The organism is Streptomyces sp. NBC_00670 (assembly GCF_036226765.1).
Lineage (GTDB): Bacteria > Actinomycetota > Actinomycetes > Streptomycetales > Streptomycetaceae > Streptomyces.
The window spans coordinates 2,545,657-2,568,118 of the sequence record NZ_CP109017.1 but is presented as its reverse complement, the minus strand read 5'-3'; the positions used below and the strand labels follow the sequence as shown (position 1 = coordinate 2,568,118).

14 protein-coding genes are annotated in these 22,462 nt (G+C 76.5%); 3 read left to right on the top strand and 11 right to left on the bottom strand.

All coding sequences use genetic code 11. From position 1 onward, the window contains the following. The first annotated feature begins 2 nt into the window (after window positions 1-2). Window positions 3-449, top strand: a complete 447-nt coding sequence (locus OIE12_RS11325) for an acyl-CoA thioesterase (protein ID WP_329134342.1) — start codon at window positions 3-5, stop codon at window positions 447-449. After that, entirely contained in the window at window positions 446-1,141 is a 696-nt protein-coding gene (locus OIE12_RS11320) for a hypothetical protein (protein WP_329134340.1), read from the top strand. Before OIE12_RS11325 ends, OIE12_RS11320 begins: the two co-directional genes overlap by 4 nt. Window positions 1,142-1,224: 83 nt before the next feature. On the opposite strand, the gene OIE12_RS11315 is transcribed toward OIE12_RS11320, so the two are convergent. From OIE12_RS11315 to OIE12_RS11300, 4 genes are all read right to left on the bottom strand, one after another. Further along, window positions 1,225-2,274 (bottom strand): ATP-binding cassette domain-containing protein, encoded by a 1,050-nt coding sequence (locus tag OIE12_RS11315; RefSeq protein WP_329134338.1) that lies wholly within the window; start codon window positions 2,272-2,274, stop codon window positions 1,225-1,227. Between the two features lie 23 nt (window positions 2,275-2,297). Next, window positions 2,298-5,051, bottom strand: coding sequence for an FtsX-like permease family protein (locus OIE12_RS11310; RefSeq protein WP_329134336.1), 2,754 nt, complete (start codon window positions 5,049-5,051; stop codon window positions 2,298-2,300). Window position 5,052: 1 nt separating this feature from the next. Further along, the gene (locus tag OIE12_RS11305) at window positions 5,053-8,415 is read right to left on the bottom strand and encodes an ABC transporter permease (RefSeq protein ID WP_329134334.1); all 3,363 of its coding nucleotides are present in this window, start codon (window positions 8,413-8,415) and stop codon (window positions 5,053-5,055) included. Between the two features lie 176 nt (window positions 8,416-8,591). Beyond that, on the bottom strand, window positions 8,592-8,996 hold the full coding sequence (locus tag OIE12_RS11300) for a globin (RefSeq protein ID WP_329134332.1): 405 nt from the start codon (window positions 8,994-8,996) through the stop codon (window positions 8,592-8,594). 122 nt (window positions 8,997-9,118) lie between these two features. Here OIE12_RS11300 and OIE12_RS11295 point away from each other — a divergent pair, with 122 nt between their 5' ends. After that, window positions 9,119-10,081 (top strand): methyltransferase domain-containing protein, encoded by a 963-nt coding sequence (locus tag OIE12_RS11295; protein WP_329134330.1) that lies wholly within the window; start codon window positions 9,119-9,121, stop codon window positions 10,079-10,081. A gap of 65 nt (window positions 10,082-10,146) precedes the next feature. On the opposite strand, the gene OIE12_RS11290 is transcribed toward OIE12_RS11295, so the two are convergent. The 7 genes from OIE12_RS11290 to OIE12_RS11260 all read right to left on the bottom strand — a co-directional run bounded on the left by OIE12_RS11290 (window position 10,147) and on the right by OIE12_RS11260 (window position 22,416). Continuing rightward, window positions 10,147-12,144, bottom strand: coding sequence for an FHA domain-containing protein (locus OIE12_RS11290; protein WP_329134328.1), 1,998 nt, complete (start codon window positions 12,142-12,144; stop codon window positions 10,147-10,149). A 135-nt stretch (window positions 12,145-12,279) separates the two neighbouring features. Beyond that, window positions 12,280-13,629 carry a vWA domain-containing protein gene (locus tag OIE12_RS11285; RefSeq protein ID WP_329134326.1) on the bottom strand — a complete coding sequence of 450 codons (1,350 nt, stop codon included), beginning with the start codon at window positions 13,627-13,629 and terminating at the stop codon, window positions 12,280-12,282. 82 nt (window positions 13,630-13,711) lie between these two features. Next, entirely contained in the window at window positions 13,712-15,166 is a 1,455-nt protein-coding gene (locus OIE12_RS11280; protein WP_329134324.1) for a PP2C family serine/threonine-protein phosphatase, read from the bottom strand. A gap of 4 nt (window positions 15,167-15,170) precedes the next feature. Then, complete coding sequence (locus tag OIE12_RS11275) at window positions 15,171-18,044, bottom strand: serine/threonine-protein kinase (RefSeq protein WP_329134323.1); 2,874 nt, start codon at window positions 18,042-18,044, stop codon at window positions 15,171-15,173. Window positions 18,045-18,331: 287 nt separating this feature from the next. Continuing rightward, on the bottom strand, window positions 18,332-19,645 hold the full coding sequence (locus OIE12_RS11270; protein ID WP_329134321.1) for a hypothetical protein: 1,314 nt from the start codon (window positions 19,643-19,645) through the stop codon (window positions 18,332-18,334). A 274-nt stretch (window positions 19,646-19,919) separates the two neighbouring features. Beyond that, window positions 19,920-20,933 carry a glutamate ABC transporter substrate-binding protein gene (locus OIE12_RS11265; RefSeq protein ID WP_329134318.1) on the bottom strand — a complete coding sequence of 338 codons (1,014 nt, stop codon included), beginning with the start codon at window positions 20,931-20,933 and terminating at the stop codon, window positions 19,920-19,922. An 82-nt stretch (window positions 20,934-21,015) separates the two neighbouring features. Next, the gene (locus OIE12_RS11260) at window positions 21,016-22,416 is read right to left on the bottom strand and encodes a hypothetical protein (protein WP_329134316.1); all 1,401 of its coding nucleotides are present in this window, start codon (window positions 22,414-22,416) and stop codon (window positions 21,016-21,018) included. Window positions 22,417-22,462: the final 46 nt, after the last annotated feature.

The following is a 22,462-nucleotide window of genomic DNA, read 5'->3' as shown; positions in this document are numbered from 1 at the left end:
TCTTGCGGCATCTCTACCGCTGCCCGCTGCGCTGGGCGGACATGGACGCGTACGGCCACGTCAACAACGTGGTCTTCCTCCGCTACCTGGAGGAAGCCCGTATCGACTTCCTGTTCCGCCCGGACAAGGACTTCCGGCAGGGGTCGGTGGTGGCACGCCATGAGATCGACTACAAGCGGCAGCTCGTCCACCGGCACGCGCCCGTGGACATCGAGCTGTGGGTCACCGAGATCAGAGCGGCGTCCTTCACCCTCGCCTACGAGGTGAAGGACCCCGGCCAGGTCTACGTCCAGGCCTCGACGGTGATCGTGCCGTTCGACTTCGAGGCGCAGCGGCCGCGCCGGATCACCGCCGAGGAGCGCGAGTTCCTCGACGGCTACCGCGACGACGACGCGGCGGACGGTGTCACGGCCGCGGCGGACGACGAGGGCGAGGCCGTGGCCGCATGAGCGTGCTGCACCTCGCCGACGACGGGGAGGCGGCCGACCTGGCCGGCTTCCTCTCCCGGCTGCTGCACTACGACCGCGCGGCGGCGGTGCGGCTCCAGGCGTCCGGGACGGCGCTCGCCGTGTTCGGCCGGCCGCCTTCCTTCGAGGTGCTGGCCGTGCGCGCGGTGCGGCTGGACAAACCGTACGAACACGGCCTGGACGTCACCCTCGACGTGACCGTGTCCGCCGGCGAGCTGCTGGACTCCGTGGACGAGGCGGCGGGCACGGCCACCGTTCCGGCCGCGGTCACCGGTCCGCCCTGGGCCGGGGTGCTGCCGCCGCGCGGCGGCTGGCGGCCCGAGCCGGGACTGCCCGCACCGGACGCGCTGCGGGCGACGGTGGCCGGCGCGGTCGCCGAGTTCCGCTCCCGCACGGACGCACTGCCCGAGGAGCGGCGGACCCGGGCCGAACTGGACCGGATCGGACGGGAGATCTGGTCCCGCACCGTCGCCGGCACGGCGCTGCCCGTGCGGGCCGTGCACGCGGCGCGGACGTTCGGTTTCCTGCGGGCCACCGGGGCCGCGCAGTCCGGTGCGGCCCGTCCGGGGCTGTTTTCCTCGGGTTCCTGGCTCCGGCTGCGCACCCCCTACGGCTCGGTCGCGGTGCGCCGCACGGGGCTCGGCGTGGGCGGACTGGACGTCAGCGTGCGCTGACGGGACGGGCAAGGGACGGGCCGGACGCCGGCGCGCGCCGGCCGACCGACCGGCCCGCGGGCCGGGGGAAGAGACGCGGCCGGTCAGCCGTGGTCCGGGCCCGGGTCCCGGGCCGTGTCGTCCGGGCGGACGGTGATGTGGTCCGGTTCCAGTTCCAGGGCGACCCGGTCGCGCATGCCGAGGGCCTCGGTGTAGTCGGCGGGCAGCTGGAGCCGGCCGGCGCGGTCCAGCATCGCGTACTCGCGGGCCACCACCGCCTCCCGACCGGTGGCCGCGTCCACCTCCGTGCGGCGCAGCACCTCCGTGGACGTACGGCCGTCGCGGATGGCGACCGTGCGGCGGACCTCGCTGGCCACCGCCTGGTCGTGGGTGACGATCACGACGGTGGTGCCGAGGGACTCGTTGGCGGTGCGGAACGCGGCGAAGATCTGCTCGGCGGTGCCCGAGTCGAGTTCGCCGGTGGGCTCGTCGGCGAGGAGCACGGCGGGGGAGTTGACCAGGGCGACCGCGATGGCGACCCGCTGCTGCTGGCCGCCGGACATCTGGTGCGGGCGGCGGTCGCGGCAGTCGGCGACGCCGAGCAGGTCCAGCAGTTCCAGGGCGCGTTCCGTGCGGGCGCGGCGGCGGGCCCGGGGACCGCGCACACCGGCCGGGCGGCCGGTCAGCCGCAGCGGGAGCGCCACGTTCTGTGCGGCCGTCAGATAGGGGAGCAGATTGCGGGAGGTCTGCTGCCACACGAAGCCGACGGTGTCCCGGCGGTAGCGCAGCCGGTCCCCGGCGGTCATGGTCAGCAGGTCCTGCCCGGCGACGCGGGCCGCGCCGGCGGTCGGGGTGTCGAGCCCGGCCAGGATGTTCATCAGGGTGGACTTGCCGCTGCCGGAGGCGCCGACCAGCGCCATCAGCTCGCCCTCGCGCACGAGGAGGTCGAGCCCCTGCAGGGCCTGCACCTCGACGCCGTCGGCGGAGAAGACGCGCACCAGGCGGTCGCAGGTGATCAGCGCGTCGTGGCCGTAGGCGGGCCGCGCCCGGTCCGCGCGGACGCGGTCCGCCAGGTCGGCGAGCGTGGGGTCGCCGGCCTGGGGACCGGGGGCCGCCGGGTGCCTGCTGCCGGTGGTTTCGGAGTCGGTGGTCATCGGGGGCCTCCCGCCGGTGGTGTTCATGCGCGCTCTCCCGCCCGCAGTTCCCGTACCGAGCCGCGCCGCCCCGTCGCCCAGGCCTGGAGGGCGGCGACGGCGACCGTCAGGAGCAGTACGGCGAGGGCCGGCAGCAGCAGGGACGCCGGGTCGGTGCGCAGGTGCGCGGTGTCGGTGGTGCCCCGGGCGGCCAGGGCGAGGGTCGCCAGGTCGATGCCGGGGGAGAGGAGCCGGACGGCCGCCCAGCCCGTCAGCGTGCCGCCCGCCGCGGCGAGGACGGCCTGGGGCAGCGACTCCAGGATCAGCAGACGGCGGCCCTGGGCGCGGGTGAGGCCCATGGTGCGCAGCCGGGCCAGCAGCGCGGTGCGCTCGGGGGCGGCGCGGACCAGGGCGAGCAGCAGGGCGAGGACGGCGTAGCCGGCACCGGCCGCGACCGCCGCCGTGTAGAGGTGCTCGGCGCCCGTCTGGAGGGGCGAGTGGGCGTAGGCGGCGCGTTCCCGCGCGCGGACCTGGACACCCGGGGAGCCGCCCGCCGCCCGGCGCAGCGCTGCCGGGTCGAGGTGGGAGCCGGTGACGAGGAGGGTGGTCGGGCGGACGGCGGCCGGGGGGAGTCCGGAGCGGTCGACGACGAGGAACTCCGTGCCGGTCACGGCCGGGGTCGCCGCGCGCACCAGCGTGATCCGTACGGTGACGTGGCTGCCGTCCTCCAGGCGCACCGGGAAAGGGGCCCTGCCGTAGCGGTGGGCGACGGCGGGAGAGGCCAGCGCGGGGAGCGGCGCCGAGCGCTGGGCTTCACGCGATGCCGCCAGCGCGTCGGCCGGGAAGGCGCCCAGATGCACGCGGCCGGCCAGCCGGGCATAGGCGGTCGGGGACACCGCGGCCAGGGGCACGGTCTCCGGACCGTCGTGCGGCTTCGCCCCGCGGGCGACGGCCGCCGTGGTGACCTCCTCGACGCCCGGCACTCCGCGCACCCGCCGCGCCGCACCGGCCCGCAGCGTGTCCGCCGCCTCCACGCGGGCGTCCGCGCCGGTGGCCAGGAGGGCGGCGTGGTCCCGGGCGGCGTCGATCCCGGCGGTCACCGAACCGCCGAAGGCGGCCGTGGTCAGCGCGGTCAGCAGGGCGAGCAGCGGCAGGACGGCGGAGACGGAGGTGCGACTCGCCCGGGCCAGCGCGAGCGGGCCGACCGCGCCCCGCAGCCGGCCCGCCGCCCGGGTCAGCAGGCGCAGCGGCAGCGGGTGCAGCCGTACCAGCACCAGGGCGGCGATCACCCCGACGAGCACGGGCGCCAGGGAGACCAGCTCGTCGCCCCGGGTGCCGGGCGCGCCCGAGGTGCCCCGCCGGCGCAGCGCCTCCACCGCGCCGGCGGCCAGCACCAGCAGGGTGAGCTCGGCGACCGTGCGGCGCCGGGAGGGGCGTACGGAGACCACGTCCTCGCGGGCCGTGCGCAGGTGGGCCGTGCGGTGCCGGGCGGCCGCGCGCAGCGGGAGCGCGGCGCAGGCCAGCAGGGTGACGGCACCGGCCGCCGCCACCGCGTACGCCGTCCGGCCGTGCGGGACGGCCCACAGTGCCGCCGCCAGCCCCAGCGCGCCGGCGGGCAGCGCCACCACCGCCGTCTCGGCCAGCAGCCGTCCGGTGAGGCCGGGCAGGGAGGCGCCGCGGGCGCGCAGCAGGGACAGTTCGGCGCGGCGGCGGTCCGCGGCGAGGCCGCCCGCCATCAGCAGGACGACGACGGCGATCGTGCCGGTGCCCAGGGCGGCGACGGAGACGAGCGGGGCGATGCGGGAGCGGAGGCCGTCGTAGTCGTCGAGGACGTCGTCGAGGTCGGTCTCGGCGTCGAGGGCCGGGTCGACGGCGTCCCGGATGCGGCCGAGGCCCGGGCCGCTCTCCAGGGCGGCGACGGCGGAGCGCAGGGCCGGCAGCGCGTGCGCGGGCGCGGTGGTGAGGTCGGGTGCCACCTGCCAGTAGCGCACGGGGTTGCCGGCCGTGCCGAGCATCGCGGGCGCGGCCCCCGGCGGCAGCAGCAGCGCGCCGAGCCAGTAGGTGGGGGCGTCGGGCGAGACGCCGTCCCGGACGAGAGAAGGCGAGTGCAGCAGCGGCTGGGCCGCCCAGTAGGCGCCGTCCGACCGCCGGGGCGCGACGATGCCGGTGACGCGCACGGTCAGCGGGGCGCGGTCCGCGCCGGGGACGTGGAGCACCGAGCCCGCCTCGATCCGCAGCCGGGCGGCGGTCTCGGTGGTGACGGCGGCCTCGACGGCGGCGGTCGTCGCGGTCACCGTGCCGGTGGTGCGGGGCAGCCGTCCCGAACGCAGCCGGGCGTGGCCGGCGAGGTCGTTCTGGGCGGCCAGTACCATGCGCGGCGGAAGCCGGTCGGGCCGGGGCAGCCAGGCGTCGGGTACCGCCAGGGGCGTCGCGGTGCGCACCCCGTACGAGGACTGCGCGCGGTCGGCCGCGAGGGGCCGGCGGACCTCGTCGAGGACGGTGGCGTACTGCCGGCGCAGGGCGCCGGGGCGCAGCGCCGACTCGCGCCGCTCGCGCGCGCTCTCGACGCGGGGCTGCGGCGCCCACAGCTGGACGGTGGTGCGCCGGGCCCCGGCCTCGGCGACGGCCCGCCGCAGCCCGGCGTCCTCCGCCCGGTCCACGACGCGCGGGCACACGGCGGCGAGGAACGCGGTGACGGCCACCAGGACGGCGAGCCCGGCCGCGACCCCGGGCGCCACGCGCAGCCGGGTCCGCACCCAGGGGGCGACGACCCGGTTCCCGCGACGGTACGGGCGCATGTCACTCGCCCCCTTGGCGGCGCAGGGAGGCCGCCGGGTGCGGGCGGCGGCGCAGGGACAGGTGGACCGTGAGGGCGACCGGCGCGGCGGCCACCACGGCGAGCAGGAGGACCGCCCGGGAGACGGGGAGCCGTACCAGGACGTCCGGCAGGGGGCGGGCGGCGCCCGAGGTCAGCACGATCAGCGGGACCACGGCGCGGGTGAGGACCGTGCCCAGGGCGGTGCCCACCGCCAGCCCCAGCGCCACCAGCAGCCCCTGTTCGGCGGCGACGAGCCGGGCCAGTTGCCGGCGCGGGGTGCCCAGCGCGCGCAGGACGGCGAACTCCGTGCCGCGCTCCCGCAGCGCCCCCGCCGTGCTCACCGCGAAGCCGACCGCGGCCAGCGCCGCCGCCACCACGGCGGCCGCGGCGAACGCCGCCTGCGGGCCCACGCCGAAGGGGTCGTCGCGCAGTTCGGCCGCGATCTCGTCGCGGACGACGACCTGCGAGGGCGTCAGCTCCGGACGCTCCCGCAGCGTGGTGGCCACCCCGGCTGCGGCGCCCGGGGCGGGCCGCAGCCACCACTCGGTGGGCTGCGCGCTCTGCCCGTACCGGTCCTGGAGGACGTCGTTCACGGCGCGCAGGTCGACGAGGAGGGCGCCGCCGTCGGCCTTGTCGCCCCGCCCCAAGGCGGCGGACGTGCCGGAGGCGGCCGTTCCGGTCGTCGGGAGGGCCTTCGTCGTGCCCACGATGCGCACCGGGACGGTGGCGCCGGCGAACTGCACGTCGACGCGGTCGCCGCGCCGGGCGCCCGCCGCGTCCAGGAAGCGGTCCGTGGCGACGCCGGTCACCTCCGGCGCCTCCGGCCGCGCCGCCCGCAGCCGGACGGTCAGCGAGCCGGTCACCCAGGTGAGCCGGGGCGGCACGAACCCGGTGCCGTACCGCACCGCGATCGAGCCGTCCGACGGGCGGCGCACGTGCGGGGGAGCGGGGCGGTTGCGGGCGTCGGCGGTGGCGGTGGTGCCGTCCGTGCGGGAGCCGGCCGTCCAGGAGGCGGCGAGCGGCGGGCGGCTCGTGGTGCCGTCGGCGGCGACGGCGGTCAGCCGCTCGACGGTGAACGTCTGCCGCTGGGCGGTGCCGGCCGGCTGCGGCACGGTCAGCTCCAGCTCGTCCAGGTTGAGTGGACCGGCCGCCCCGGACACGTCGAGGAGGACCTCGTGGGGGCGCCCGTCGGCCGGGAGCGCGCCGGCCGGCAGTGGGTACGGGGTGCCGTAGCCGTCGGTCACGGTGGCGCGGACGTCGGCGGTGGTGCCGGCGTCGGCGGGCGGGTCGCTGCGCAGCCGCAGCACCAGGCGCAGCCCGGCGGTGCCCTTCGGCAGCCGGGTGCCGGCGACGACGGGCGTCTTCGGGGCGAGGCCGGTCAGGGGGGTGCCGGACGGGCGGGGGGACAGGTCGGGGCGGAGCAGGACCGTGTCGGCGGCGTGCGCGGTGTCCAGGGCCAGCACGGTCGCGGTGCGGTCGCCCGAGAGGGGCACGGTGGTGCGTACGGCGGGGGCGGCGTCGCGCACGCCGGGGAGCGCGGCGAAGTCCCCCGACTCCCCCAGCGAGCCCTCCCCGGTCAGGGTCACGCGCACCGGGGCGCCCGCGCGGAAGTCGGCCTGGTCGTCCTGCGAACGGCTCCAGGAGGCGGCCTGGCCGATGCCGAGCAGACCCAGGGCCACGGCGAGCACCAGCAGCAGGACGGGCCCCGCGCCGCGCCCCGGGCGGCGGCTGAACTGCCAGCCCGCCAGCGCCGCGGGCAGCCCCCGTCCGCCGGCCGCGCGGCGCTCCGCGAGCCGGGCCACCGGCGGCAGCAGCCGCAGGGTCAGTACGGTCCCGGCGAGCAGCGCCAGCGCGGGCGCCGCGACCAGCAGTGGATCGATGCCGAGAGCCCCCGTGCCGTCGTCGCTCACGGCACCGCCGGCGCGTCGGTCCAGCTGCCAGTACGCCACCCCGGCGACGGCCAGCAGCCCGAGGTCCGCACCGGCGCGCACGGGGGCGGGCAGCGCACGCGCGCGCCCCGCGGACGTGCCGGACGCGGTGGTGAGCGCCGGCCCGGTCACCGCGAGCGCGCACCCCAGCGCGACCGCGCCCGCCACCAGCCACACCCCGGGGTCCCCCACCGAGGCCTCCGGACGCAGCCCGATCCGGGACAGGGACCCCTGACCCGACAGCAGCCCGGTCAGCGGACCCGCGAGCAGCGGGGCGCAGACGGCGGCGGGCAGCGCGAGGAGCAGCGCCTCCAGGGCCGCGAGGCCCGCCACCCGGCCCCGCGAGGCCCCGCGGGCGCGCAGCAGCCGGGTCTCGTCGGCACGTCCGGCGCTCAGCAGACCGGCGACGAGCAGCAGCGCGTACCCGGCGAGGAGCACCAGTTGCAGGGCGACGATCAGCAGCGTCGAACGCGCCACGAGCAGCGCGCGCTCCACCCGGTCGAGGACGTCCGGCAGCGAGGTGCTCACCGCGGTCGTGCCGTTCAGGGCGGCGGCCTTGCGCAGCGTGCGCGGGCCCGCGCCGGCCGCGTCGCGCAGCCGGCCGATGTCGCCGGTGCGCACGGCGGAGTAGTCGGCCCTCGCCAGCCAGGCGGTGGTGCCGGAGCTGACCGCGTCCGAGGTGAGCACGCCGGGGGCGGTCAGGAGGGGGCCGTAGGTGGTGAAGGAGACGGTGCCCACCCCGCGGCCGCCGAGGTCGTCCAGGCGCCAGTAGGGGGCGTCGGGGCTGGTCGGGCGGTAGAGGCCGGTGATCCGGACGTGGACGGGCGGGCCGTCCAGGCGGTCGGTGACGGTGAGCCGGTCGCCGGGTCCGAGCCCCAGGCGGTCGGCGGCGGAGCGGGGGAGGGCGGCCTCGACGGTGCCGGGCGGGGCCCCGCCGGAGGGAGCGCGGCCGGTGGTGAAGCGGATCTGGGCGCGGTCCAGGGCCGCGAAGAAGGTGAGGTCGGGGTCGTCCTCGCCGTCGGTCTTGGCCTTGTCCTTCGCCTCGGTGGCGGTGGTCCTGTTTCCGTCGGAGGAAGCGGGTGTGCCTGTGCGGAGGGCGCGGGGGAGCGCGTACGGGCCCGAGCGCACCAGGGTGTGGACGGTCACCGGGAGCCCGTCGAACGTGCGCCGGGCGCCCGCGCGGACCGCGTCGTCCGCCGCCGCGCGCCGGTCCGCCGGGACCTCGGCCTTGACGGTCAGCGCGGCCTCACCGGCGGTCGCGGGGTCGGCGAGGGCGTGGCGCAGGGACGCGTCGCCGAGGGCGCCGGAGTAGGCGGTGAGGGTGGCCAGTACGGCCGTGGTCAGCGCGACGGTGAGCAGGGCTGCCGTGAGCAGCAGGCGGTGCGCGCGTGCGCGCAGTAGCACCAGCGCTGTCACCCGGCCCCCCGCCCTGTGATCGTCCCTCGTTCCTGGTGATGTTCGCAGAGGAGGGTGGGCGGGGGTAAGGCGGTGTGGTGCGGGATTGATCGGATCGTGACCGGAATACGGGGAGGGGTGACCGGAATGCGCGCGTCAGCAGGTCTCAGCCGGTCTCAGCCGGTCTCAGGTCGGTCTCAGCCGGGGGTGTTGATCATCGTGGCCGCGGCGTAGGTCAGGTACTTCCACATCGTGCGGTCGTGTTCCTCGGGGAGGGCGAGGTCGTCCAGGGCGTCGCGCATGTGCTTCAGCCAGGCGTCGTGGGCGGCGCGGTCGACGGTGAAGGGGACGTGGCGCATGCGGAGGCGGGGGTGGCCGCGGCGCTGGCTGTACGTGGTGGGGCCACCCCAGTACTGGATGAGGAAGAGGGTGAGGCGTTCCTCGGCGGGGCCGAGGTCCTCCTCGGGGTACATGGGGCGGAGCAGGGGGTCTGCGGCTACGCCCTCGTAGAAGCGGTGGACGAGGCGGCGGAAGGTGTCCTCCCCGCCGACCTGCTCGTAGAAGGTCTGCTCCTGAAGCGTGTCGCGCGGGTTGTCATTCACGGGTCCATGGTCTCAGACGGGGCGGGTGGTCCGTGGGGGTGGTTTTCGCGCCCGCGCGGCGGAGCCGCAGATCCGGTACAGCCCCGCGTCCCTTGCACGGCGCGGAGTGGAACAGTGGATGTATGGGTGAAATCGGCGAGTTCGCGCGGGAAGCACGGGGGGAGTTGGTGCGGGGGATCGGGGTGAGGGGGGTGTGGGAGGGGGAAGCGGAGTGGCGGGAGGCGTTCGCCGAGGTGCCTCGGCACTTGTTCGTGCCTTACTACTACGTCGGCGTCAGGGGTGGTTATGAGCGGCGTTGGGGGGAGCACGCCGACTTCCGGCAGCGGGAGCGGTGGTTGCGTGGGGTCTACGAGGACGTGCCGCTCGCGACCCGGCTGCGGGACGGGGAGTTGGTGTCCTCCAGCAGTCAGCCCTCGCTGATGGCGATCATGCTCGTCGAGCTGGGGGTGCGGGACGGCGACACCGTTCTCGAGATCGGCGCCGGTACCGGGTACAACGCCGCCCTGCTGTCCCACCGGCTCGGGGACGAGCACGTCACCACCGTCGATCTCGACCCGGAGATCACCGAGTCGGCCCGCCGGCATCTCGACGCCGCCGGGTACCACCCCACCGTCGTCACCGGCGACGGGGCGCGCGGGGTGCCCGAGCGCGCCCCCTTCGACCGGATCATCGCGACCTGCGCGCTGCCGTCGGTGCCGCGCGCCTGGCTCGCCCAGTGCGCCCCCGGCGGTCGCATCCTCACCCCGCTCGCCACCGGGCTCGTCCTCCTCCGGGTCGCCGACGCCGCGCACGCCGAGGGGCACTTCCTCGACACGCCCGCCTACTTCGTGCCGCTGCGCGGTGACACACCGCCCGAGCCGCCGCTCCCGCGGTTGGAGGGGCTGCCGCGCCGGGCCCGCGGTGACGACCTCTTCCGGTTCCTGCTCACGCTGACGGCCGGCGGCCTCGACCCGCGGGAGGCGTACGCCCTGTGGGAGCGCGAGGGCGAACCGCCGCGCGAGCGGTACGGGATCACGGTCGACGGCGACCGTGCCTGGAGCTGGCTGGACGATCCCGAGGGTCCGTACGTCTGGCCGCTGCCCTGAGGGGGCAGGCATGCGTACGGCCGCACGCCCCCTGGGGGTTCGCGCGGCCGTACGGGGTCTGTCGCTCAGCCCCGGTGGACGGTGATGGTCGTCCAGGCGCCGACGTGGACCCGGTCGCCGTCCTGCAGCGGGACCGGTACGAACGGCTGGATCGGCTCCTCGCCGCCGTTGACCGTGGTGCCGTTGGTCGAGTTCTGGTCGACGACCGCCCAGGTGCCGTCCGGCTGCTGCACCAGCATGGCGTGCTGGTGCGAGACGCCCGGGTCCTCCGGCGGCACGGCCAGGTCGATGTCGGGGGTGTCGCCGGTGGAGTGCCGGCGGCGGCCGATCGTGATCTGGTTGCCGGTCAGCGTGCGCTGCTGCTCGGGCGAGTAGGCGGGCAGGTTGAGCCCCGCCGCCTCCGGGCCGGAGCGCTGCATCATCGCCAGGAAGTACTCGCGGTCCGGGCCGATGGTGGCGGTCCAGGTCGACGGTCCCTGGTCGTACGACGGCGGGACGGCCTGGCCGGAGCCGGGCCGGCCGGGCTGCGGGAAGCCGTAGCCGCCGCCCGGGCCCTGTCCGCCGCCGGGGCCGCCGGGTGCGGAGGAGGACGGCGGGGTGAGGACCCAGTCGTCCTCGCCGCCGCCGGCACCGCCGCCGAAGGGCGCCTGCTGGGGGCGGCCGGTTTCCTGCGGGTAGCCGGGCGGGGCCGCCGGGCCGCCGGGGCGCTGGAAGGCGGACGGTGCGCCGGTGCCGGGGAAGGCGAGGGGACCGCCGTCCGCGGCGGCGCCGCCGCGCTCACCGGGGCGCGACGGGTCGCCCCCGTAGCCGCCGCCCGGTCCGCCTTGACGGGAGGGGTCCCCACCGAAGCCGCCGGGACCCCCCGGCCGGGCCGGATCGCCGCCGAAGCCGCCGGGGCCTCCCGGGCCGCCGGGTCCGCCCGGGCGGGCGGGGTCGTTGCCGAACCCGCCCGGTCCACCGGAGCGTGCCGGGTCACCGCCGAAGCCGCCGGGGCCGTCCGGACCACCGGGGCCGCCCCGACGGGACGGATCGCCGCCGAAGCCCTCCCGGCCTCCCGGCTCGCCCGGGCGTGACGGGTTGTTGTCGAAGCCGCCGGGGCCGCCCGGTCCGCCCGGGCGGGCGGGGTCGTTGCCGAAGGCCCCGGGTCCGCCGGGGCGCGACGGATCGCCGCCGAAGCCGCCGGGGCCGCCCGGTCCACCGGAGCGTGCCGGGTCGCCGCCGAAGCCGCCCGGGCCGCCGGAGCGGGAGGGATCGTTGCCGAAGGCACCCGGGCCGCCGGGGCCGCCCGGACCACCGGGCCCGCCGGAACGCGCAGGATCACCGCCGAAGCCCCCAGGGCCCGCAGGACCGCCAGGTCCCCCAGGTCCACCCGGGCCTCCCGGCCCGCCGGCCCCGCCCGGTCCACCCGGACGCGAGCCGTCCCCGTACCCCGAGGGCCCTCCGGGGCGCGACGGGTCGCCGCCGAAGGCCGGCCGCTGGGAGTCACCGCCGTAGCCCGACGGGCCGCCGGGCCCACCGGGGCCGCCCGGTCCCTGGGGCCTGCCCGGTGCTCCGGGACCGCCCGCCGGTTCGCCGCCGTACGGCGGGCCCGGCGGGATCGGTTCCGCCGGGCGGTTCATCTGCGAAGGGCGCGAGCCCTGGTAGTCGTACGAGTCGGGGCCCGGCCCCGGCTGCGTCCGGGGTCCCTGTCCCGCCCCGGGGCCCTGCCCCGGGAACCGCGGCGGCGGGCCGCCGGACGCCGACGGGCGCGGAGCCGCCGGGGTGTACGTCGTCGCCGTGTTCGTCAGGAAGTTCCACCGGCACTCCTCGCAGAACGGCGCGCCCCCCTCCCGGGGCGTGCGGCACTGCGGGCAGAGCTCCGGCTCGGAGTCGCGGCCGCCGCCGAAGGGGCCACGCCCGCCCGCGGCGCCCGGGGGCGGCGGGGGCGAACCCGGCGGCGGATAGCCGTAACCCGCCGCCGGTGGCGGCGGTGGCGGTGGAGGCACGGCACCGGCCATGCGGTGACCGCAGACCTCGCACCAGTCGTCGGAACCCGACTGATGTCCGTTCGGGCAGGTCGGCATGTCGGCGCTTCCCCCTCTCCTTCTCCGGCCCCGCGACGCCCCGTACGACCGGAAAGGACCGGACGGCGGGCCACGGTGGCCGTTTCTCCCACCCCTGGGGGGTCGGGCTCGGTGCTGACTGTGACCGCTTTCAGGTCACTTCTTTACACGAACAGTCTTTGTGGACCTGGTCTCGAGGGTCATTTCGTCCGCCTCCTCGACCTTCGCCTTGAGTCGCACAGTACCTGCCGCCGCGTCGACCACGTCCACCACCTTCGCAAGCAGTTTCGCAGTATCCGCGTTCCCCGAGACCCCCGCGAGCTGCACCGCGCGCCCCAGTTTCGCGGTCGCTCCGTCCAGATCGCCCGCTTTGCGAAGGTCCAGCCCCTGCTGGATGACATGGGCCAGTTCGGCCTGGCCCGTGTAGTGGGCGACTTGGGGGTTGATCCGGGTCGATGCCGCCACGTCGTCCGTCCACACCGCCCGTACGAGCCCCTGCGCGCCCAGGTTCTCCGCCGTCCCGTCAGCCGCCCTCGGTACGACGAGCGAGACCCGGGCGGCGAGCATCTCCTGACCGAGGCCGGCCGGCGGGACCTCCACACACACGTGGTAGTCGCGGGACTCGTCGCCCCAGGAACCGGTGGGGTAGTCGCCGGCGCGCGGGCCGGCCTCCGTGCGGCGGTCGGTGAGATCTTCCACACTCGGCGCGACCTGCTTGACGAAACGCACGGTCGTGCCCACGGGCGTCCACAGCCGCAGCGCCACGTCGGCGACCTCCTTGCCCATCGCCGTCTCCATCATCGCCGTGAAGTCGGCGGTGAGGGCGGCCGGATCGGCGACGATGTCGGCGGTCCCGAGCAGCGCGGAGGCGATCTGGGTGACCTCCTTGACCTCCCAGTCGGTGCCCACGCCCCGGGCGTCGCAGGTGAAGCGCCCGGCGCAGTCGTCCAGGGCGGCCCGCAGGTCCTCGGGCGACTCGTGCTCGTTGCGGCCGTCGGTGAGCAGGATGCCGTGCCGGACGGTGACGTCCGCCGAGGACAGCAGTCGGTCGGCCAGCCGCAGCCAGGTGCCGATCGCCGTGCCGCCGCCCGCGCTCAGCCGGCGCAGCGCCTGCTTGGCCTGCGCGCGCGTGGTGTCGCTCGCGACCGCGAGCCGGCCCCCGCCCGGATAGACCTCCGCGGCGGCGTGCGTGCCGCCGATCACCGCGAAGTGGACGCCGTCGCGCAGGGTGTCGACCGCCGCGGCCGTCGCCTCGCGCGCGTGGCGCAGCTTCGTCGGCGGGTAGTTCATCGAACCCGAGCAGTCGACCATGACCGCCACCGCGGCGGCGGGCCCCCGGCCCGGGGAGTACAGGTGCGGCGCGCCCACCGCGCCGCCGATCGTGCCGCCGCCGGTCGCGCTGACCGTCACGACGGCGTTGACCTCACGGCCGCCCTCGGGCAGGTACTCGTTCTGGTAGACGTCCACCGAGAACCGGGGCACCGTCGGTTTCGAGAAATTCGCCATGCCGTCTCACGTCCCCCTCGTGCGCCCCACCCGGGTGGGGCGATGGCCGAGTGCGGACCGGTCCCCTCCGGCCCGCGACCCTTCAGGCGGATCCTGCCCCCTGCGACGGCGCCGGGAACGGCACGACGGCCACTGTTACGTTGTCGTGGCCCCCGCCGTCCAGCGCGTGACCGACCAGCACCTGCGCGGCGTGCAGCGGACGGACGGCGGCGTCGGACGGCAGCAGCGCGGCCATCTCCTCGGCGGACTCGGCGTAGTTCCACAGACCGTCGGTGCACACCACGACCACGCCCGCCCGGTCCGGCTTGAACGAGGCGGTGTGCGGCTCCAGTTCGTACGCGTCGGCGCCGAGCCAGCCGGTGATGGCGTGGGCGCGCTCGTCGGCGTACGCCTCCGCCTCGCTCATCAGGCCCGCGGCGACCATCTGCGCCGCCCACGAGTCGTCCTCGGTCAGCCGGGCGGGGGGCGCGGAGCGGTCGGCCGGGATCCAGTAGGCGCGGCTGTCGCCGACCCAGCCGATCACCAGCAGACCGCTGGTGACGACCGCGCCGACGAAGGTGCACGCCGGCGCGTTCTGGTGCGGGGCGTGCTCCTGCGCCGTCTCCGGCTCCTCGGCCAGCGCGGTGACCGCCCGCGCGGCGGTGACGATGGCGTCGTGCATCGCCGCCTGCGGGTGCGTGCCGCGGGGGAGCGCCTCGCACAGCGACGCGCCCGCGGTCCCGGCGGCGGCGAGGGAGGCGTCGTCGGGGCGGGTCGCCGACGACACGCCGTCACAGACCAGCGCCAGCACGGCCGGCGGGGCGCCGTCGGGAAGCGGGGCGGTCAGGACGGCGAAGGCGTCCTCGTTGCGGTGGTGGCGCAGCCCGCGGTCGCTGACGGCGGCGACCGGGCCGAGGTCCCGCTCCATGTGGTCGCGCTCGCGGGGCTGGGCGTGGCCGCAGTTCTCGCAGTAGCCGTCACGGTCGACGGTTCCGGCGCGGCAGGCCACGCAGACCCCGGTTCCGGCGGGCGCGCCCTGGGCCCGGGGGTCGCCCCCGGCCGGCGTGGGCCGCGGCTCCGGCGGGGCGAGCGGGTACTCGTCGGGCTCCTCGGCGCCCGCGTGGTCCGGCCGGTCGGCGGAGCGCGGGCGGTCGAGCCGTACGCCGCCGCTCCCGCCCTCCGCGCGCGCCCCTTCGCGCGCCTCCGTGCGCGCCGGGTGCGGCACCGTCGGCGAGCCGCCGGCGCCCGGTTCCGCGCCGTGCGCGCCGACCGCCAGGTGGACGGTGTCCCCGGCACCCGGGCCGCCGGTCCCGACGGCACCGCCGCTCCCGCCCGCACCGGACGGTTCCGGCCGGTCCGCGCCCGCCGCGCCGTCCATCGTGAGCGTCGGGGTGTCCCCCGACGGACCCGGCGACTCCGGGGCCCCCGGTCCTGACCGACCCGTCGGCACCGCCGACAGGTCGTATCCGCACGCACCGCAGAAGCGGTCACCGGACTCCAGCGGCTCGTCGCAACTGGGGCACCTGGTCGGCGCCGTCTGCTGGGGCATCTGCGACATCACTTCACACCCAAGTCCGGGGGCGGTAACGGTTGGCACGTTCCACCAGGTCGATCCTCTCCTCGCCGCCCCGCGCCAGCCGGGCCAGCGTGCGGTACGAGCGTTCCAGGCCGAACCGGAGGCCCCGCTCGTCCAGTTGGCTGCCGAGCAGCGCGGGTCCGGCCGGCGGCGGAGCGGAGGTCCGGCTACCGGAGAGTACCCAGTCCAGGGCGGACCCGAGGACCTCCGTGGCCAGCCGCTCGCGCCGGACGGCGTCCAGACCGTATCCGTCCAGCGCCTCCACCTGCCGCGCGGCGGCGGTGAGTTCGTCCAGGAACGGGATGTCCGGCGATTCGTTCGTACGGTGCCGCAGCCGTGCCCGTACGGCGGCCACCCGGGCCGCGGTGTAGTGGATCGACGACTCCGGCACGGACTCCAGGGTACGGACCGCTCCGGCCCGGTCACCGGTGGCCAGCTGGACGCGGGCCAGGCCGAAGGCGGAGCCGACGTGGCTCGGGTCGGTCGTCCAGACGATGCGGTAGTACTCGGCGGCGTTGTCGAGCTGCCCGAGGACCTCCGCGCACAGGCCGAGGGCCAGCTTGGGCGCGGGCTCGCCCGGGAAGGCGTCGTAGACCGCGTCGAAGGCCAGCGCGGCGCCCTCGTGGTCGCCGGTGACGAGCGCGGCCAGGCCCCGGTACCAGACGACCCGCCAGTCGTCCGGCTGTTCGTCCGTGAGCCGCAGCAGGGCCTCCAGGGCGGTGTACGAGTCCCCGTTCTCCAGCCAGGCGCGGATCTGGCGCAGCCGGGTCTCCAGGGAGGGGGCGGGGGCGTTGCCGAGCGCGGCGAGCAGCTCCAGCGGACCGGAGGTCAGCAGCCCCGCCAGGAACCCGGCGTTGGGGTCGCCGGGGTCCACCCGCGGCACGGGCAGCGCGAGCGCGGCGGCCCGGGCGTCGAGCGGCTTCGTGACCGACCCGGGGGCGGCGGGGGGCGGAACCGGGGCCGGCAGGGCGGCCGGCGGGGGCGTGCGGCGCACGAACCGGCGCTTCCCGGCCGGACCGGGGGAAGCCGCCGTCGCCCTGGACCCCAGCCGCGACACCTCCTCCGTCGGCTCGGCGAACAGCTCGGTGTCCGTGACCTTGAGCTCGGGGCCGAACAGCGTCGACAGCGCCGGGTGCGGCCGGCCCGTGCGCAGGGCCACCACCTCCCGCAGCACGCCCGTCAGCTGCTCGGCCATCTCCTGCGCGGAGGCGAACCGCCGGGCCGGGTCCGGGTCGGTGGCCCGCACCAGCAGCCGGTAGAACGACTCGTACTCCCGGAAGACGTCGACGGTGTCCGGGTCCGGCAGACAGTCCGCGTAGACGGTGGTGTAACCCTGGAAGTCGAACGTGAGGACGGCGAGGGTACGGGCCACCGTGTACAGGTCCGAGGCGACGGACGGGCCCGCCTCGGCGACCTCCGGGGCCTGGTAGCCGACGGTGCCGTAGATGGCCGACTCGTCGTCGTCCATGCGGCGGACCGCGCCCATGTCGATCAGTTTGAGCTGGTCCTCGGTCTGTATCGCGTTGTCGACCTTGAAGTCGCAGTACAGCAGGTTGCGGCTGTGCAGATGGCCCAGCGCCTCCAGCGCCTCGACGCCGTACGCGCAGGCCTGTTCGACGGGGAGCGGGTCCCGCCTGCCCTCCGCCGTGCGGCGGCCGTTGGCGATCTCCTTGAGGGACCGGCCGCCGACGTACTCCATGACGATGTAGCCGTCCAGCGAACCGGAGCGCGGATCGAGGTGCTCGACGAAGTTGTAGATCCGCACGATGTTGGCGTGCTCGATCTCGGCGAGGAAGCGCCGCTCGGAGATCGCGGCGGCCATCGCGTCCTGGTCGCCGGTGTCCAGCAGGCCCTTGAGGACGACCCAGCGGTCGGAGACGGCGCGGTCGACGGCGAGGTAGATCCAGCCGAGGCCGCCGTGCGCGAGGCAGCCGACGACCTCGTACTGGCCGTGCACGACGTCGCCCCCGCGCAGCTTGGGCACGAACGAGTAGGGATGGCCGCACTTGGTGCAGAACCCCTCGGTACGGCCCGGGCGGTCACCGCGCGCCCGGCCGACGGGGGCGCCGCAGTCCGAGCGCGAGCAGAACCGCTTCCGCTCGGGCACCTCGGGGTTGTCCAGGACCATCGCGCGCGGGTCGGGGCGGGGCACGCCGGGCACCTCCACCAGGCCCATGCCGAGCCGGCTGCGGCCGGAGGAGCCGGCCGTCGAACCGGCGCTGCGCACGGAGACGGAGCCGCGGCCGCCCGGCCCCGAGGACGCGCGCGACAACCGTCCGGACACGGACCGCCGCGAGGACGCGGACCGCGAGGACGCGGACCGCGAGGACGCGGACCGTGCCGACGTCCGCGCGGAGGTGCGCGCACTGGGCACGGAGCCGCCGCGTCCGGCGTCCCGACCGGCGCCGGGTGCGCCCGGGCCCGCGGAGCTCCCGCCGGTCGCGGTTCCCCGCGCGGCGCCGGGCGCGGTCGGGCCCGCGGCCCCGGCGCGGTACGGGGCTCCCGGCGCGCCGCCGGATGCGCCCGGGGCTGCCGGCCCGGTGCCGCCCGCGGGGCCTCGCCCGCTGCGGGACGCCGTCGCGGCGGGCGCCAGGCCGCAGGTGTCGCAGTACAGTTCGCCGCCGCCCACGTCCTCGTAGGCCCCGTCGCAGCCGTCCCGCGGACAGGCGCCGCCGACGGCGGCGGCCTCGGCCGTGTCCCCACCGGCCCCGGCCGCACCGACGGCGGCCCCGGCCGTGCCGGCGGCGCCCGCCGGTGCGGCGGGGCCGGTGGGGACGATCACGCCCGCCGCACCGGCCGCGGTGCCGCTCACGCCCACCGCGCCGTCGGCTGCCGTGCCGGCCGGACCCGGCGTGCCCATGGCACCGCCCGTATGCGTGGAGCCCGGTTCCGCGGGCCCCGTCGGTTGCGCCGTACTCTCCGGCCCTGCCGTACTCTCCGGCCCCGCCGTGTCCCCCGGCCCTGCCGTACCCCCCGGCTCGGCCGCCCGTCCGGCCGTTCTCGGTCGTGCGGCCACGTGTGTGGCCGTTTCGGGCTCCGGCGGGGGCTCCGGGGCCAGGCCGCAGGTGTCGCAGTACACCTGGGTCCCGCCCATGTCCTCGTACGTGCCGTCGCAGCCGGGGCGCCGGCACGGGGCCGGTGGTGCCGTCATGGTGTTCCCCCTCGGTCTTCGTCGGGGACGCGGGGGTTCAGCAGGTCCGCCGCCGTGTGCTGGTAGCGCAGGACCGCCTGTTCGGCGACGCGCAGGTCGCAGGGGGCGCTCCACAGCATGCGGCGGGCCGCGTCGTACCGCTCCACCAGCAGCGGGTCCTCCGCGAGGCCGTGCCGGGAGACCTTCGCCCGGTACGCGTCCAGCCGGCCGCGCAGCTCCGCGCGGACCGCGAGCGGCGCGGTGACCGCCGTCAACGACTCACGCGCCCGTAGCAGTTCCTCCTCCGCCTTCTGCTCGAGCGACTCCAGCAGCGGCGACAGCCGGTGCCACTGCGCGTGCCGCCGGTACTCCGCCGCCGTCGCCAACTGCTCCTGCAGCACCGTCGGCGGACCGCTCACCGCCGGCACCTCCGACGCCGCGATCTTCGCCAGCACCTCCCCGCGCGCACTGCGCGCCTCCGCCAGCGTGCGGTCCGCGCGGGAGAGCAGGTCCCGCAGCCGCACCAGCCGCTGCTCGGCGTCCTGCCGGACGGTGAGCACCGCGTCGATCTCGCGGCGCACGTCCTCCAGCGCCCGTGCCTGACGGTCGTACGTCGTCGTGTCCGGACGCCCGCCGCCCGGCGCCGAACTGCCCGGCGCCGGCACCCAGTGGGCCAGCGGGTCGGAGATCACCTCGGCGCGCAGCGCGGTCAGGGAGCGTGTGATCCGCTCCAGGTCGTCCCCGGCCGGGTGCTCGCCCGGCCGTACCCCCACCGAGTGCGCCAGGCGCCGGGTGCGCTGCAACTCGGCCGCGAGTAAATCGATCCGCGCGGGCAGCGCCGACCACACCGCGTCGGCGGCGACCACCATGTCGAGCGAGGACGCGTACAGCTCGTTCATCCGGTCCACCAGGTCCGCCAGCGTGAAGCGTTCGCTGAGCTTCCCCGAACCGGCCATCAGCGTCGGCGCGTTGGCGGTGGCCGTCGCACTGCCCGCGACGGTGACTCCCGCACCGCGCAGCAGTTCGGTCAGCTCCACCAGGTCCTCCCGGCTGGACCAGCGCCGGCGGGAGCGCACCCGGCGGGCGCTGTGCAGGGCGTCGGTGTACGCGTCGAAGTACGCCCACAGCAGCGTGATCGACGCCTCGGTGGCCGTCCAGCGCTCCGCGGTGAGGCCGGTGAGTTCGGCGCCCTCGAGGAGTCTGCGGCCCGCGTGGTCCTGGAGGGCCAGCAACGAGGTCTCGATGGCCTCGTGCTCGGCGCCGAGTCGCGCCAGCGCACGGTCCACCTCGTCCCGGTCCATCACCGGCCCGGCGGGTCCAGCGACGCCCATCGATCACCTCTCGCTCTCGCGTCGTGCCCTGCGCGCGTGTCCGGTGCGCCCGGGCAACTGTCCAGTCGTATCAGGTCGGTTGCCCGCTGACTCGTCCGCTTCCGTGTCCGTGTCCGCTGTCCGTGTCCGCTGTCCGTGTCCGTTGTCCGTGTCCGTTGTCTGTATCTGTGGTCCGTATCCGGTGGCGGTATTCGTATCCCCTGCCGGTATTCGTGATCAATGGGTTCCGGCCGCCGCATCGTGAGGCCGCCGGCGCCTCCCCGGGGCCACCGCCTCAGCGGTACGTCGGTGACGGCGGCCTGGACGACGCCGAGTCCTTGCCCAGCGTGCCGGAGAGCCAGGTGTCGTACGAGCCCTGCCAGCCGTCGTCCCGGTAGTCCTCCAGGACCCGGTTGACCCGGCGGACCAGGTCGTCGGCACCCTTCTTCATCGCCACCCCGTAGTACTCGGTCGTGAACGGCGCGCCCTTGAGCTCCACCGTCGGGTCCTGCGCGGCCTGGCTCGCCGCGAGCGCGCCGTCGGTGACGACCGCGTCCACCTGCCCCAACTGGAGCCGCACCAGGCAGTCCAGCTGGTTGGGCACGGTGACGGAGATGTCGGTGGAGGCCGGTATCCGCCCGCTGCGCCGGTCCGCGGTCAGCTGCGCCAGCGCGGTGGAACCGGTCGCCGAGCACACCCTCGTGTGCGCGAGCGTGTCGTCGTAGCCCGTGATGTCCGACGTCCTCGGGGCCAGCACCTGCTGGCCGGTCCGGAAGTACGGCGCGGAGAACGCGACCTGCCTCAGCCGGTCGCAGGTGATCGTCATCGTGCGCACCACCATGTCGACGCGGCCCGAACGGATGGCGTCGATCCGCTCGTTGGTGGGGATCGCGCGGAACACCACGGCGTCCGGGTCGCCGAGGATCTCCCGCGCGATGCGCCGGGCCAGGTCGATGTCGAAGCCCTCCAGCTCGTTGCCGCCGCCGCTGTTGGGGTCGCGGTAGCCCCAGTGGTAGCTGTTCTGGTCGACTCCGACGACCAGCTTGGGGTTGTCGCGCTTCTTGATGGCGTCGATCGTGTCCCCGTCGGCGCCCGACGGCGAAAGGCTCTGCTTCTCCGGGTCCTCGCACGACCGCGCGCTCGCCCGGGTGCCCTCGGCGAGGCCGCCGGGCGCCCCGGCGTCCGTGCCGGTCCCGCCCGCGCGGGCGAGCGGCAGCAGCACGAAGACGGCGGTCAGCAGGAGCACGACGGCCATCGCCCCGACACCGCCCCAGCCCTTCAGACCCGCCCGCAGACGCCGTACCCGCATTCCCGTTCCTCCTCTCACCACCGCACCCGCTCCTCCCTCACCGGGATGTCTCCCGCCCGGACGTCCCTTGCCCGGACGCCGCTCACCGGTACTCCGACAGCCGCCGGCCTATGCCCAGCACCGCGCCCGCCGCACCCAGCACCGCGAGCACCGCCGCGCCTGCGGGCAGACCGGCCAGCGCCGCGCGCCCGTCGGACGCCGCCCGGTGGAACTCGCTCTCCTCGTGGTCGACGGCCCGGCCCAGGTTCTTGTCGACGCTGTCGAAGCACTCGCCCGTCGACTCGTCCCCCTTGCCGCCGATCACCTTGTCCAGCGCGCCCTGGTAGTCCCCGCCGTCGTCCGCCTCGCGGGCCACCGCGTGCCGCTGCCGCCACACCTTCATGTTCCCGGTGGCCGCCTCGACCGGCCCCCGGCCCGCGCTGTCGTCGGCCAGTGTCCGGGCGTGCGCGAGGCCCGCCGCGAGCGTCTTCATCTCCTGGCCGAAGTCGTAGTCGTACAGGTCGACGACGTCGCCGTCGGCCAGCGTCCTGGTCTCCGCGCCCCGGCTGACCAGCGTCAGGTTCTCGTTGCCGCGCGCGTTCAGCGAGGCGATCCGCGCGTCGTGCAGCACGTTCAGCGAGCGGATGCCGTGCGCGTAGGACGAGTTCAGGTCCGCACGGGCCAGGCTGTGGCCGACCGCCAGCCACAGCAGCACCGCCGCCGAGGCCGCCGTCGCCGCGACCAGGCCCCGGTTGAGCACCCGGTTGGTACGCCGGTAGTGGCGCCGCTGCGCCCACGCCAGCGCGGCCAGCGCGACGACACCGAGGGCGAGCGCGAGCCACGGGTACGGCGTGGCGTGCCCGTAGTCGTCGCGCAGTCGCTGGTTCTCCTTGGTGTACAGGTCCTGCGCGGCCGGCAGCATGCGGTCCTGCATCATCGCGTCGGCCGTGCGCAGATAGGCGCCACCCACCGGGTAGCCGAGCCGGTTGTTGGCACGGGCCCGCTCGATCAGACCCTCGTATCGCGGCAGCAGCCGGTTGAGCTCGGCGATCGTCTCGGCGGCGGGCGAGCCGGGGTCGGCGGCGGCCGCGGCGGTGACCAGTTTGGTGGCGGCGGTCTCCAGGTCCTTCTCGTACCGCGCGCGGACGGCGGCCGGTTCCTGACCGCCCGCCAGGAAGCCGCCCGCGGCGGCGGTGTTGGCGTCCGCGAGCGAGCGGTAGACCTCGGCGGCGCCCGCGCTCAGCGGCTGGCTGCGGTTCAGGACGTCGTCGGCGGCGGCCGCGCGGTCCGTCATCTGCCAGGCGGTGACGGCGCCGAACGCGACGACCAGCAGGGCGAGGAGGGCGCCGATGAGGCGCAGCCGGCCGGGCTCCGTACGGGCGGCGCGGCGCAGGTCGTCGAGGCCTTCGGCGAAGGCGGTGCGGCGGGCGGTGGGGGACGAGGGCGGGGACGGCGGCGGGAGGCCCGGTGGTGCCGTGCCCCGCTGCTCCTGACTCGTCGTCACGCGACCTCCCCCATGGCCGTACGGTTTCCCGGGCGCAAGTATCGCG

Coding starts and splice junctions, on each gene's coding strand:
- OIE12_RS11295 (WP_329134330.1), top strand. CDS start 9,119: ATGGGTGAAATCGGCGAGTTCGCGCGGGAAGCACGGGGGGAGTTGGTG.
- OIE12_RS11285 (WP_329134326.1), bottom strand. CDS start 13,629: ATGGCGAATTTCTCGAAACCGACGGTGCCCCGGTTCTCGGTGGACGTC.
- OIE12_RS11320 (WP_329134340.1), top strand. CDS start 446: ATGAGCGTGCTGCACCTCGCCGACGACGGGGAGGCGGCCGACCTGGCC.
- OIE12_RS11280 (WP_329134324.1), bottom strand. CDS start 15,166: ATGTCGCAGATGCCCCAGCAGACGGCGCCGACCAGGTGCCCCAGTTGC.
- OIE12_RS11290 (WP_329134328.1), bottom strand. CDS start 12,144: ATGCCGACCTGCCCGAACGGACATCAGTCGGGTTCCGACGACTGGTGC.
- OIE12_RS11265 (WP_329134318.1), bottom strand. CDS start 20,933: ATGCGGGTACGGCGTCTGCGGGCGGGTCTGAAGGGCTGGGGCGGTGTC.
- OIE12_RS11270 (WP_329134321.1), bottom strand. CDS start 19,645: ATGGGCGTCGCTGGACCCGCCGGGCCGGTGATGGACCGGGACGAGGTG.
- OIE12_RS11310 (WP_329134336.1), bottom strand. CDS start 5,051: ATGCGCCCGTACCGTCGCGGGAACCGGGTCGTCGCCCCCTGGGTGCGG.
- OIE12_RS11315 (WP_329134338.1), bottom strand. CDS start 2,274: ATGACCACCGACTCCGAAACCACCGGCAGCAGGCACCCGGCGGCCCCC.
- OIE12_RS11275 (WP_329134323.1), bottom strand. CDS start 18,044: ATGGGCACGCCGGGTCCGGCCGGCACGGCAGCCGACGGCGCGGTGGGC.